Source organism: Salinivirga sp., from assembly GCF_035268865.1.
Classification (GTDB): domain Bacteria; phylum Bacteroidota; class Bacteroidia; order Bacteroidales; family Salinivirgaceae; genus Salinivirga.
This window is the reverse complement of the sequence record NZ_DATFKB010000163.1, coordinates 1-13,383: the sequence shown is the minus strand read 5'-3', so window position 1 is coordinate 13,383 and position 13,383 is coordinate 1. Positions and strand designations below refer to the sequence as shown.

The 13,383-nt window shown below is 40.8% G+C and carries 13 protein-coding genes; 5 read left to right on the top strand and 8 right to left on the bottom strand.

What is annotated here, in order from left to right; genetic code table 11:
* Positions 1-36 precede the first annotated feature (36 nt).
* Both VJ937_RS09590 and VJ937_RS09585 read left to right on the top strand, forming a co-directional pair.
* A complete protein-coding gene (locus VJ937_RS09590) occupies positions 37-327 on the top strand; it encodes a 3TM-type holin (protein ID WP_324066680.1) in 291 nt (96 codons plus the stop codon).
* Positions 320-1,162: an N-acetylmuramoyl-L-alanine amidase gene (locus tag VJ937_RS09585; protein ID WP_324066679.1), complete on the top strand. Its 843-nt coding sequence runs from the start codon at positions 320-322 to the stop codon at positions 1,160-1,162. The genes VJ937_RS09590 and VJ937_RS09585 overlap by 8 nt, the downstream gene beginning before the upstream one ends.
* Before the next feature lie 17 nt (positions 1,163-1,179).
* On the opposite strand, the gene VJ937_RS09580 is transcribed toward VJ937_RS09585, so the two are convergent.
* Complete coding sequence (locus VJ937_RS09580) at positions 1,180-2,427, bottom strand: radical SAM protein (protein ID WP_324066678.1); 1,248 nt, start codon at positions 2,425-2,427, stop codon at positions 1,180-1,182.
* 270 nt (positions 2,428-2,697) lie between these two features.
* Here VJ937_RS09580 and VJ937_RS09575 point away from each other — a divergent pair, with 270 nt between their 5' ends.
* The gene (locus VJ937_RS09575) at positions 2,698-3,042 is read left to right on the top strand and encodes a phenylpyruvate tautomerase MIF-related protein (protein WP_324066677.1); all 345 of its coding nucleotides are present in this window, start codon (positions 2,698-2,700) and stop codon (positions 3,040-3,042) included.
* Here VJ937_RS09575 and VJ937_RS09570 read toward each other — a convergent pair whose 3' ends face one another.
* The 4 genes from VJ937_RS09570 to VJ937_RS09555 form a co-directional block, all read right to left on the bottom strand.
* Entirely contained in the window at positions 3,043-4,260 is a 1,218-nt protein-coding gene (locus VJ937_RS09570; RefSeq protein WP_324066676.1) for a serine hydrolase domain-containing protein, read from the bottom strand. It abuts the gene before it with no gap.
* Positions 4,261-4,343: 83 nt separating this feature from the next.
* Positions 4,344-5,015: an inorganic pyrophosphatase gene (locus VJ937_RS09565; RefSeq protein ID WP_324066675.1), complete on the bottom strand. Its 672-nt coding sequence runs from the start codon at positions 5,013-5,015 to the stop codon at positions 4,344-4,346.
* Positions 5,016-5,086: 71 nt separating this feature from the next.
* Positions 5,087-5,569, bottom strand: coding sequence for a DUF456 domain-containing protein (locus tag VJ937_RS09560; protein WP_324066674.1), 483 nt, complete (start codon positions 5,567-5,569; stop codon positions 5,087-5,089).
* Positions 5,563-6,522: a lysylphosphatidylglycerol synthase domain-containing protein gene (locus VJ937_RS09555; protein ID WP_324066673.1), complete on the bottom strand. Its 960-nt coding sequence runs from the start codon at positions 6,520-6,522 to the stop codon at positions 5,563-5,565. Before VJ937_RS09555 ends, VJ937_RS09560 begins: the two co-directional genes overlap by 7 nt.
* A gap of 80 nt (positions 6,523-6,602) precedes the next feature.
* Between VJ937_RS09555 and rsmA the strand changes: the two genes are divergently transcribed.
* Positions 6,603-7,358: a 16S rRNA (adenine(1518)-N(6)/adenine(1519)-N(6))-dimethyltransferase RsmA gene (gene rsmA, locus VJ937_RS09550; protein ID WP_324066672.1), complete on the top strand. Its 756-nt coding sequence runs from the start codon at positions 6,603-6,605 to the stop codon at positions 7,356-7,358.
* 18 nt (positions 7,359-7,376) lie between these two features.
* On the top strand, positions 7,377-8,735 hold the full coding sequence (gene mgtE / locus VJ937_RS09545) for a magnesium transporter (RefSeq protein ID WP_324066671.1): 1,359 nt from the start codon (positions 7,377-7,379) through the stop codon (positions 8,733-8,735).
* A 519-nt stretch (positions 8,736-9,254) separates the two neighbouring features.
* On the opposite strand, the gene VJ937_RS09540 is transcribed toward mgtE, so the two are convergent.
* The 3 genes from VJ937_RS09540 to VJ937_RS09530 all read right to left on the bottom strand — a co-directional run bounded on the left by VJ937_RS09540 (position 9,255) and on the right by VJ937_RS09530 (position 13,089).
* Positions 9,255-11,213, bottom strand: coding sequence for a putative porin (locus tag VJ937_RS09540; RefSeq protein ID WP_324066670.1), 1,959 nt, complete (start codon positions 11,211-11,213; stop codon positions 9,255-9,257).
* Positions 11,214-11,337: 124 nt separating this feature from the next.
* Entirely contained in the window at positions 11,338-12,594 is a 1,257-nt protein-coding gene (locus VJ937_RS09535; RefSeq protein ID WP_324066669.1) for an arginine deiminase family protein, read from the bottom strand.
* Between the two features lie 9 nt (positions 12,595-12,603).
* Positions 12,604-13,089: a hypothetical protein gene (locus VJ937_RS09530; RefSeq protein ID WP_324066668.1), complete on the bottom strand. Its 486-nt coding sequence runs from the start codon at positions 13,087-13,089 to the stop codon at positions 12,604-12,606.
* Positions 13,090-13,383 lie beyond the last annotated feature (294 nt).

Below are 13,383 nucleotides of genomic sequence, written 5' to 3'. Positions count from 1 at the left end.
ACAAGTAAGCCGTGCGCTCTATAGCCGAATACGATATTGGTAACAGAAGCGCGTGGCAATTGGTTGCAGCGTAGCTGGCGGCCAATTTTAATGTTGGCTTTTGGTTTTATTGTGGTATATGCTTATTTCTTTGAACCCGCTTTCCTTTTAAATGAGGGGGAGCACGGTATAGCTAATACTTTGAATCCAAATTTCTGGGGTTTGCTCAAGTTGGGTGTAGGTGGTTATATTATTGGCCGTTCTACTGAAAAAGTGGCCAGCACCGTCACCAGCCGGGTAGATATCCCTTTCCTTCGTAAAAAAGACCGGAATAAGTATTATGGATAATTTTAATTTCAACATCAATGAAAAGCATCTTTTAGAAGGTGACGATGTGAAGCAAATGAACTGTCCGAAGAATACGGTTCATTTTAGTGCAGGTATGCCTGATACCATTGTGTTGCATTATACGGCTGGCCGGAATGGAAGGTCTTCGGCCGAATACCTTTGTAAAGATAATGTAAAAGCTTCTGCACACCTGGTCGTTGATCGCGATGGCAAAGTGTTTCAGTTGGTTCCTTTCGATACTGTTGCCTGGCATGCAGGAAAAAGCAGGTGGAAGGACAGAACAGGGCTAAATAATTATTCTATAGGAATAGAGATTGATAATGCCGGTGTACTGACCAAATCTGGTACTGCATACACCTCCTGGTTTGGTAAAAAGTTTGCTGCTGATGAAGTGATGGAGGCTGTGCATCGAAACGAGTCGAAAGCACGTTATTGGCATTTGTTCACCGAAAAGCAAATTGAAGCACTTGAAGCATTATGTGATCTGCTCATTGACCGGTATCCGGCCATCAAGGAGATATTGGGCCATGAAGAAATATCCCCGGGGCGTAAGCTGGATCCAGGCCCGGCATTTCCATTGGATAAACTGCGCCAACGCATAATAAACGACCGTGATGAAGAGGGCGCTCCCCTTAACAATCCTCCTGGTGTAGTAAATGTACCTTTTTTAAATATAAGGCAGTTACCCGATGTTAAGGCAGAGAGGGTCGCAGAACCCTTACCGCAAGGAACCAATTTAATCATTTATGAAGAACATGATGGCTGGTTTCGTGTTAAAGCTGAAATAGAAGGGTGGGTAGCTGGTCAATATGTTGATTTGGATAGTGATAACTGAATATTGAGATTCCCTGATTAGTACTCACGCAATCCTTTCTCGATAAACTCATATTGCCACAGGTCAAATAAATCAGTGCGTTCGGGGATATTTTCCTTTGAGCCGGTTAATAGATCAGTAATGGCTATTTGATCACGGTCATCCACATCCACTCTTTTCGCGAGTGAGCGGTGTACTCCATATGTTTTATGTTTAAGTACCAGGTTATCGGTTTCTATTGCTGCTTTAGGCTTATTTTCGTCATATAAAGTTAACCCTTCATAATTTACTGCTGTTCCGTTTCTTTTCCTTAAAAACCCTTTTTCTGTTATAAAATCATCCGGATGTTTTAATTTGTTGGCCAGTATTTTTCGATATCCGGCTTTTTGAAACCTGTATTTAAAATAGAATGAACAATAGTTGATACCGATGGGCAGCTTTGCTTCTTTGGCATAAGCCATTATTTCCAGTGCTGCCAATTCCGATTCGAGCACAATAGGCCGTTCGGCGGGTATGTAAGTGTATTCGTGTTTGAGTAGTTTGTCGGCGTTGTGGTGTGTTAGTCTTAGTTGGTGCAGATTCAGGTTAGTAACACCTGCATTTATCATTTCAGGCAGGAGTTTCATTAACCGTTCTTTTTCTTCGGGTATGGCCGGGATTTCAACGGTGATATTGGGAATGAGCCCTTTAGCCTTTTTTATTCCTTTGAGGTTATAATTTGTGGCACCAATATCGAAACGAATTTCGTTTAAACCGTTGTCGGCCAGCTCACGAAATACTTTTTCGTCCGATAAAATGCCATTGGTGTACATCCAGGTATAAATTTCAGGATCGCACAGCGACCTTATGGCTTTCAGGTATTGCATTACGCGATCTTTAACCAAAAGCGGTTCTCCTCCGCTAAAGCTCACACCTTTAAATCCAAAATAATTGATGTATTCTGCGTATGCCGCTGGCGTATGAAAGGTGATTCCCTGAGATTCGGGAGGTTCATCCTGTTTTTGTGATGAGGGGCAGTAAAAACAGTTGGCATTGCATTTTCCGGTTATAAAGAGGCAACTCCAATTACCCGCACCACAAATTTTGCAACCATCTGATATTTGATTGACATAGGGTTTGGTACCTTTGAATAAAGTATGACCTCCACTAGCCCTGATGAGTTTTTGCTTTGTTGCTTCCAATTCATCGGTGTTCCAGAGATTAATCCAATTGATATTTTCGTAATTCCCAAACTCCTGTTTGTTTTTGTTTACCAGCGAGTTCAGATACCTGTAGTAAGCATTCATTAATTATTGTATTGAAGAAAATTGATTGAGAGATTGTGTTGATAACGCCACCGGCGTTTGTTTGAGAGCGTTAGAACTACAGATCAGAAAAAATATAGAGAAACATCAGAAAACGATCCAGTCTGATGTGTCCTTTGTGTGTTTTGCTATGTTCAAAAACGTAATGCATTGTAAATATAAAGATACTGCTTTCGCACTAATAATTATATCAAAAATCATGTTTAGTTTTGGCAGAAGTAACACTTTTATATAATTTGCCTAAAAAAAGTTATGCCATATTTTAAGATTTCCATGAACAAGCTTTTGTCGGGAGAGCAAAAGCACAGAGCGCTAAAATCAATGCACCAACTCGTTGTTGAAGCACTGAAAAAACCTGATCGTTTTGTAATGACTTCAATTGCCGACAGTCAGGCAATGCATTTTGGCTTATCAGACGACCCGGTGGCTTTCGTGGAGTTTAAAAGCATTGGCTTACCAGATACGAAAACGTTATCTGCGGCTATATGCGATTTGATCATGAAAGAGTTTGATATTGAGCCTGACAGGGTTTATATTGAATTTGTGGATGAGCCCCGCCATATGTTTGGGCATAACCGCACTACTTTCGAAAAGTGATCAGGTAAATTCAATTGGGATGTAGCATTGCTGAAATTGAGGCAGGTCAGGTATTAATGCTTCGAGTGGCGCGGCCAGATACCGATCAATGATAATGCGTAATAGCTCATGGCGACTGAACATTGCACCGGTTTTAATATTTTTCATCACAATTATGCTTAGTTTGTATTCCGGCACCCTGATGAGCAGAGTTTTAAATCCCTGCCACCAGCCTGCATGGTAGTATATTTTTTTCCCTTTGTGTTCAAATATGCGCCATCCATACCCGTAGTTGTGTTTAAAGTGTTTGGGCTTGCCCATGGGCTTAAATGCCTTTTGAAGTGTGTCTGAAGGTAAGATGGTCTCGCTGTAAAGGCCCTGATCCCATTTAAAAAGATCTCTTGCAGTGGCATAAATGCCTTTATCGCCATAGGTGCCATTCAGGTAGGCCTCAGTAACCACTTTCCAGTGGTATTTGTAACCTTCAGCCAAATGGGGTATCGTATCGTTTAGCCCGGCTATGTATACAAAAGCATCGTCCATTCCAAGGGGTTCGAAAATATTTTTACGCATATATTCGGGGTATGACATGCCACTAACTTTTTCAACAATAGATGCCAGGAGCATATACCCCGAATTACTGTAATCGAAGCGTCTGTCGGGAGGGTAGTAGGGCAGAGGTTCATGTTGCTTCCAGAGTCTGATAATATCCTCGTTGGTGTACGTTTTGCCTTTATCTTCTACAATTTTATCAATGAAATAGATGTAATTTGATAAGCCACTCCGGTGAACCAGCAAATGGTGTATGGTAAAACCCTGGTAAGGCAGGTCTGGAAAATATTTACTAATGGAATCATCGAGGTGTAATCGGCCATTGGCGTATAACTGCAAGATAGCCACCGCTGTAAATTGTTTGCTAACCGAACCTGTTTGAAATCTTGTTTCAGCCGTTATGCTGTCATTGTTGGCATAGTCTTCGTAACCTACATATCCTTCATAAATTATTTCATTATCCCAGCCTACCATCAGCGCACCGTTAAACCCGAATTTATTTTTTTTCATGAGCACACGGTCAAGGTCGCTCCTAAGGTGCTGGTGCCAAATGGTATCAGGCGTTACTTTTGGCATTTTTGGCGGCTGAATATTGGTAAAATGCCGTTTTTCAAGGCTGATAAATAGAATGACCGCACCAAGGGTCAAAATAAGAAATATGATTTCTGCTTTACCTATGTTTTTCATTGGGTAAAATAATAGTTACCAATCATTCGCGTTAGCCAGATTTCATTTTGTCGAAATCAAATAATACACTTGCAATATAAAAATTATACTTTATCCAGCACACTTTCGAGGTTATCAAATCTATGATGATAATCGTCCATGGCAAATTCTATTACTTTTATGGCCTCATCTGCATCATAAGTATGGGTTATTTCTGATATGCGTTCTTTGCCCGGAATATCCTTATAGGTAAGGAAATAGTGTTTTAATCTCTCCACTACTGCTTGTGGTACATCATCTATGTTGGTATAATGACCATAGCCTGCATCGTTTTTTAATACAGCAATAATTTTGTCGTCAGCCATATCGCCGTCAATCATCCGAAAACCTCCAATGGGAATCACATGAGCGAGAATATCTCCATGTGAAATCGAGCGTTCGGTCAGCACACACACATCAAGTGGGTCGGCATCTCCCTGAACCTGTTTACGGTCTGTTTTTTCGGCACAAAATTTTCCTACACTTTCTCCGCAATAGGTTTGTGGAAAAAAACCATAGAGTGCTGGTATTACATTGCTGTATTTTTGTGGCCTGTCGATGCGTAGGTAACCGCTTGATTTGTCCACTTCATATTTTACAGTATCTGTTGGTACCATTTCAATATAGGCGGTAATTAGATTTGGTGCTTCCGGACCCGGATCAACTCCATGCCACGGATGCGACTTATAGCGTAAGCCCATTAATTTTCCCAGGGGATCCATGATTTTATTTCTCATAGTTATAGTTTTTTATGTGTGTAAGTCTTCTTCAACAACTTTTATATTAAAAAGTTTGGGTCAGGTTTATTTTATGCAAAAACTTCTTTGAAAAAGTAATAAATCATAATTGATGATACAACCAGCTTCATTCCTGTGCCTAGCAAAAATCCAATAAAAGAGCCTATTCCACTTTTAAGTGCATTATTAAAATCATCTTTTTGAATCATTTCTCCTATAACAGCTCCGGCAAAAGGGCCTATAATGATACCAATTGGTGGAAAAAATATCAGCCCGAATATCAATCCCAATGTACTGCCGATTACACCGGCGCGTGTTCCACCAAACTTTTTGGTTCCCCATACGGGTATAATGTAATCTAATACTGTTACAATGGTTGCTAAAGCAAACATAAGCAAAAGTAAGTTGTTTGAAAAATCAACTTTCTCTGTAGCTTCTAGCACCAGCAGTCCCACAAAAGAAATTGGCGGGCCGGGTATAACCGGTAAAATACATCCAATAAGCCCTATAAGCAAAAGCAGCGCCGCCAGGACAATGAGTAAGAATTCTACCATAGTTTATCGATTTTAAGGGCAGCCAGGTACAGCGCACCAAGGAGCGCCGGAATGGCCAGGTTTATAATCCACAAAGTTAATGAAGCCGCCAGAATTCCTGCCTCATTTGTGGAAAAAACTCCAAAAATTAGCAACGACAGACTTCCTCTTACCCCGGGTTCGGCAATGGTAATGGTTGGTATAACCAACATTGCTGCGTAGAGCATGCCAATGCTCAGGAAGGCTTCGTAAATCGAAATATCTGTTTTAAAATAGAATAAAAGCAGAATAAACTGAGTCATAAAAATGGCATATCGTAAACCAGAAACTAACAGAGCTTTAAGCAGGAGTTTCCTGTTCAGGTTTTTTATTCCGTCGTTAATTTTGGTAATAACTTTTGGGGTTTTTAGCCGGCTGATTTTTAATGCAATTTTGGGTAGCGATATGTACGTAACAAAACCGGCTGCAACAGCAAAAACGGCCAGGCCAAGTTGCGTGGGTGTGGTAAAAGCTGCTTCTGTATTTCCGGTGAGCCATAACCATCCTGAAATTATTCCAACAATAAAAGTAACGCCACTTTGCGCAATGCTTCCGGCAATGGTTACCGATATGCCGGCCAATCGGTTGCGTTGACGCAGTATCCATATTCGGCCAGCATACTCCCCAGTGCGGTTGGGTGTGAAAATAGCAATGCTGAGCCCGGCAAGCACACCGCCAAAAGCCTGAAGTAATCTGACCTTTTCTGTTGGTTTAAGAAGTAACCGCCATTTTTCTGATTCTATAAGCCAATTGACCGGCATTAATAAAAACACCAACCATAACCACCAAGCTGACTCATTGTGAACTGTGCCATTAAAGAGCAAGTCGCTAAGCTGGTCGTCGGCATAAACGCGATAGGCTACAAAACCGTATGAAGCTATAAAAATTAAGCTTTTGAAAAGTATTACCCAGAATTTTCGATGGTTTGCAGGCATGCAGGTCAAATTTTTTAGAAAGATAAAAATACGGCTTTCTAAGACTATTTGCTAATTTTACGATTTAAAATAATTCGAAGATGGTAAGACCAAAGAAAACCCTGGGACAACATTTTTTAACCAATGATTCCATAGCCCAACGAATCGCTGAATCATTGGACTTGAATGGTGTGCCGGTGTTGGAAATCGGACCGGGAAAGGGTAAGTTAACACAGTTCTTGCTTAAACGTTTTCCCGATTTGCTTAAGGTAATTGAGGTAGATGATGAATCGGTTGAATACCTTGCAGCAAATTTTCCTGATCTTCATGAAAGGGTCATTGCCGGAGACTTTCTTAAAACCGATTTTAGCACGCATTTTGCAAGCAGGTTCGATGTTGTTGGGAATTTTCCTTACAACATTTCAAGCCAGATTTTATTTAAGATGTTGGAGCATCGCGATAAAATACATCAATTGGTAGGCATGTTCCAAAAAGAGGTGGCCGACAGAGTAGTGGCCGCACCAGGAAGTAAAACTTATGGTATTTTAAGTGTGTTGGTTCAGGCTTTTTACAAAGTGGAGTATTTATTCACAGTTCAGCCCGGTTCTTTTTTTCCACCGCCCAAAGTTAAGTCCGGGGTAATCAGATTAAAACGTAACAACCGGGAGAAGCTTGACTGTGATGAGAAAGTTTATTTTAAGGTTGTAAAGCTTGCCTTTAATCAGCGCAGGAAAACACTTAGAAATAGTTTAAAAAGTGTTATAAGCCCGGATATTTCGGGTAAAGAGATATTTAATATGCGTCCGGAGCAGTTAAGACCGGAAGATTTTGAGCATATTTGTAACTTATTAGAATAATTTTAAAATCCCGTTGTCATGAATTTTGAGCTAACCCGGGAATTTATTGAGGAATTAAAGTCTGCGATTGACGCACAGGATAAGCGCAAGACTGCCAGCATGTTGCAGGATTTTCACCCTGCCGATATTGTTGAGGTTTATGAAGAATTAAACCTCGAAGAGGCGCGGTTTGTGTTTATTTTGTTGGAGCCCATGCGGGCAGCAGATGTGATTGTGGAGCTTGAAGAAGATGACCGGGAACGCTTGCTTGAGAATGTACCCGGAGATATACTGGCCCGTAAATTCATCGACCGCATGGATTCCGATGATGCGGCAGATATCATTGCCGAGTTACCCGACGATGTAAAGGCCGATGTGCTGAGCAATATTGCCGACCGTGAGCATGCGGGAGATATTGCCGACCTGCTGAACTACGATGAGGATACCGCAGGTGGTTTGATGGCCAAAGAGTTAATTACTGTTAACGAAAACTGGACCGTAGCCACCTGTTTGCGCGAAATGCGCGGGCAGGCTCAGGACATTGACGAAATTTATTTTGTGTATGTTATTGACAACGATGGTATTCTGAAAGGCACACTTTCACTGAAAAAACTTCTACTTACGAAAAGCGACCAGGTCGCCGATGTTTACGATAAAGATGTAATTTCGGTATCGGTTGATGCATCAGCCGAAGAGGTAGCCAATATTATGAACAAGTACGACCTTGTTGCTTTGCCTGTTATCGACGGTATTGGAAGGCTTAAAGGCCGCATTACCATCGATGATGTGGTGGATGTGATCAGGGAAGAGGCTGAGCGCGATTATCAGATGGCATCTGGTATTTCTTCAGATGTGGAAGCTTCCGACAATGTTTGGCAGCTTTTGCGCGCCCGTTTGCCATGGCTGATGATTGGTATGATTGGTGGTGTGTTTGGCGCTAAAGTTATTGAACTGTATGAGGGCCAATTATCGCTTTACCCTGAAATGGCCTTCTTTATTCCCCTTATTGCAGCCATGGGCGGTAATGTTGGAATACAGTCGAGTGCGATCATTGTACAGGGCCTGGCCAGCAACTCGCTTGGTATAGAGTCTAATTTCAAAAAATTGATGAAAGAGTTGGGCGTTGCCATGCTAAACGGACTTTCTTTGGCGGCAATATTATTGCTCTATAATTTTATCGACAGCGATTCTTTAGCCTTAACAGTTACGGTGAGCAGTGCACTTTTAGTTGTTATTATTTTTGCTTCAGTTTTCGGAACTTTTGTGCCGTTGGGCCTTAATAAGCTTAAAATCGATCCGGCACTGGCAACCGGACCCTTTATTACTACCGTAAACGATATCATGGGACTGTTGCTCTACTTTCTTATTGGCCACGTTTTCTACGGGTTTTGGGGTTGAGCCTCTTGCTTTATAGTAATTTGATTTTTTGCTTAGGTAGCTGAAATATGATCATTGATTAACATGGATAAAGAAATAAAGGTTCCAATCCATCGCGGCGGAAGCTTTAAACAGGTGGTTTCATCGTTTCTCTTACCAATGATTTTTTGGAATTATATTTCACGCAGCGCCCGCAAAGAAGGCGCAACGTTCGCAACTTGATAACCCGTAGCGTTGGTAGCGTTTTTTTATCATGACGTTCGTGGTGAGAAATTTTTAAAAAAGAAATCAATCATCATTGATGCCTGGATTTATGTAACACAGTTTAGTTATATTGAACGAAATAAAACGAGACACCCAAATTAGAAAGATTTAAGGGGTAGGTTGCTAGTAATCAATGGTCATTTGCCAGCTATCATATTCATTTACAAAACAGGACATGAATAAAAAAATAAGGTTTAAATCATATGCAACTAATCTGTACTTATAGTTTGCCTGGCTATTTTAGTAACAGTCGGTAAAAAAGTAAATTATCGGTAATTAGTTGTAAAAATTCCAACTAACGCTGAACCGCAGATTGCGGGGCCTCAGAAGATAATTATAAGCAGAATAGTAACTCACACCTCTCATTAAACCGCTGTTCACGTGGTCGAAACGGAGGGAGAACAGGAACCGTTTTACCCTTGCTCCAACAAATACATTGAGTACAGGGTAGTTGCCAATAAGTTTTTCGTCCTGGAGATAGAACTGGGCAATGGCTGGTGAGTATGCAGGGGCATAATACTTGGTGTGAACCCTGCCTGAGAAACCTCCATACAAGTCAATTATCCCTTCTGTGTTTTTAAACTTGATTTGTCGCTTATAAAAGAAGTTTCCTTTTGCACTGAATTCCGGGACATCAATAAAGTCTGTAGCAGTATATTGCCCCATAAGGCTCATTTCGAAATTGAAGTGCTCAAAAAAAGTAAATTTTTTACCTATCTTGGCACCAAACATCATAATTTCCTGATCGTGCTGGGCCACTTTCATATTTTGATCGAAATAGATATAGTTGTCAAGGTGGTCAACCGTAAATTGCAAATTGAACCTCGAATTTATGAGCCGGAGGTTGAATTGAAGTTTTCGTTCGTTTTCATCCTGTAAATTATTAACCCATTTAAGGTGGTTGGAGAAATATTGTCCCAATAAGTAATCAGGCGTTTTTTCCATGTGATACAACATAAGGTGCATGTACAGTGTATCGTTCCACAATTTTTGCCACTTTACAAGATTTGCTGTAATTTGGTAATTTTGGTAGTTATAATCCTGAAAAGGGTAATACAGTGCCTGAAGGTCAACCTCAAAATCGTCTGATTTTTTAATCGTAGCCTGTCCGCCAACGGATATGGTTTCGTAGGTAGTATCGTTATTGTACGTAAAGAGGGTATCACGATAAAAATTTGTGTTTTTAATCTGATGATGTTCCACAAAGGGGCCCATGTCGATTTTTGTTTTACCCCTGGACTGAAACATGATGGCAGCACGGTTCTTATAATCGATAAATGAGGTGGTATCATAACTACGGGTACCATTGTAAGTATTGGCATAAAAGTTAAAGACCTCTTCGGTCACGGGGTCTGTATATTCATCTCCCTCATCGGTGTAGAGTCGTTGCATTTTATCAAATGAAAAATGGTGCGAGATCCATAAGCCATTTTTATAAATGCTGTCTTGCCCAAAATTTAACAGACGATACTGATGATCGATGGCTGCTATAAAATAACTAAAACGGTTGTTGGCGTTGCTCAGTTTTGTAGTCATATCCTGCACACTGACTGATGAGTCCGTGAGTAAATAGTCCGTCCTTATACCGCCGTTTTCATCAGCATTGATAGCGTTAAAGTTAATGGAGCCATACATTTTATAGCGCTCATAGTCGATGTCTGTCCAAAAGCTGAAGTTCCTGTTCCGGGTTGACTGGTAATTGAGGTATCCTTCAGAATTGAAAATTTCGTAAGACATACCCAGGTTAATATGCTTATCGTAGTTTTGTGTGTGGTTGAATGTGAAGTACTCATAGTCTTCACCACCGCTTACAAACTGCATTTGTGTAAACGGAGTTTTGGTGTTGTAAAATTTTTGTTTTTTGTGGGTTTTAAGGTAAGGGTAGAAATTTTTTATTTGCCAGTTTACTTCAATATCCTGTCTTTCAGAAAAGAAGGTGTTTTGTACAGCAGATCCTGGATTGCCCAAATATACAAACCCCGTCCACTCGCTCCTATAGGCTTCGGGTAGCTGAATGGAAAGAAGCGTGGTATCAAACTCTGCATAAAGTTTAATAAAACTATTTTCTGCATATTTCCAGGAATAGATTAAGGTATCAGGTTTTGGCAAGGTGTCTTTAAAAGACCGTTGCACAATACCGGCTCCCCTGGCATCTGCCGAGTCCCTCTCTTCTTGAGCAATCAGGGTTGTAGCACTAAACAGGAATAAAAGTATGGCAATAATCAGCCTCTGCATTATTTGACAATTTCGCCGTTATTATTTTACTGATGCAATTTTATTGAACGCTAAAAGTACAAAAAGATGCGGAAATGCATCGCAAAATTACCTAAATACCTTAAGCTTCGTACTTCTGGTATGCTTACCACGTTATTGGTTTTCTTTTAAATGGCATGGTCATACACCTTGCACCACCGCCACCACGTGGTAGTTCTGAACCCTCAACAGCCACCACATACTTTTCGTACTTACTGATATCAATCTTCCCTGAACCGACATCTTCGGCACTTAAGATCTCAAATCCGTGTTTGTTCATTTGTTCCATGGTGTAAACATTGCGCGCATATCCCAGAACTTTACCAGGCGCAAGCGCAAAAAAGTTGGCGCCACTGTGCCACTGCTCTCTTTCCTGGGCCCATGGGTCTTTGGTGCCTCCGCAAAATACCGGTTCAAGATCAAATCCCAGGTTATTCAGACACTCCACAATGTTTTTTTCGTTTTTAATGTTTACTTTCCCGTTGTCAATTGTTATGTGTACTGTCTGGTAGCGGTTAGGCTTCATAACGATGGGCTCGAATACCATGCATTTATTTTTGTCAAGGAAAGTAAAGACCATGTCAAGGTGAATAAACGATTCGGGTGTTTCAGGAAGTTCCTGCACAATAATGTGTCTTACCTGTTCCTTACTTTCAATCTGTTCCAGAATAAAGTCGATACCCTGTGATGAGGTGCGAGTGCCGGTGCCAATGAGCAATACATCCTCCCGTGCCACAAGCACATCTCCGCCTTCTATGGAAATTTTATCATTAAATGTGGCATGCTGCACCGGATTTACCGTTTGTGTTCTGAACATGGGGTGGTAATCGAAAATGGCTTGCATAATTAATGCCTCACGACCTCGTACCTGGTTGGCCATGCGACCGATAAGTACCTTGTCGCGCACTGCCATGGCTGCATCGCGGGTAAAGAAAAAGTTATGTAATGGCCTTAAAGCATACCGCTCTTTACTAAAATATTTGGTCAGGTTGTCTTTTACCAAAATCACTCCTTCAAGCAACTGCCTTGCAAGTTCTTCATCTGACAGGCCCAGGAGGAAATGCCGGCTGGCCATGGTATGTTCGTTATCGAAAATATGATCAATCAGGGTCTCTTTCACACGTTGGTTACTTAATACATCCTGCAGCAGCGCTCTAACCTCAAAAGTAGGTGCATGTTTAGCCAATGCATTTTTGAAATGACTATATTCCTTTTGGGCAACCGATAAGTTCAGAATATCGCTGTACAAAGCCCGCTCTGCATTCTTGGGCGTCATGTTTTCTACTTCCTTGCCCGGAGAATGAACTATTACCCCTTCCAGTTCTCCGATCTCACTATTCACCCTGATTTGATATGTATCCATATTACTGACTTATTTTGTGTTTGTCTTGTAATTTTTTAAATCTACGAGTTTCCCCTTTTCGTAAGTCTCTACTCTAAGTGTATCTCCTTCTTTGTTGTAGGCTACCCATTTACCATCTTTCCGGTTGTGGAGGTAATTACCTTCGTATTTTGTTTGCCCGTTTCTATGATTGTAAAACGTGTATCCTTCCTTTTTGTCTTTTACATATTCAGCTTTACTCAGAGGTTGTCCATTCGGATGCCATGAACGCATTATACCATCTTTATCGGCACCGTCAAAATTAATTATAGACTTAATTTGTCCATTTTCATAGTATGTCTCCATTTTCACAAAGTTTTCTTCTGCGCGTTCGCCATTGTAATACAGAATCATTTTCGGTTGGCCATTATCAAACTTCGATTTTACAAACCGTGTGAGTTCCTTTTCACACGCACTGAAAACTACGCCTAGTAAAATTATTCCGGCAACAATATGCATTCTTGAATTGCGTATCATATGCTTATCTTTTAATTTTCTTATTCGATGCAAATTTAATATAACTTTTTGTCTTGATTGTATAATTATTTTTCGATCCTGTCTGCAGTTTTGTTAATATGCTAATCTAATAATGTCTTAATGTGTGTTTTATTTGTCAACGGGTGCCGCTGATGCAACCCTGTTTTTTCGGGCAAAAAGAAAATGCAGGATTGCAACAAAAGAAGCAGGCAATAAATATGCCGACCACAACGGCCAGCCATGCCCGAGTAAAATATAACCGGCTCCCGCTGCCAAAAAGGCTGTAATGGTCTG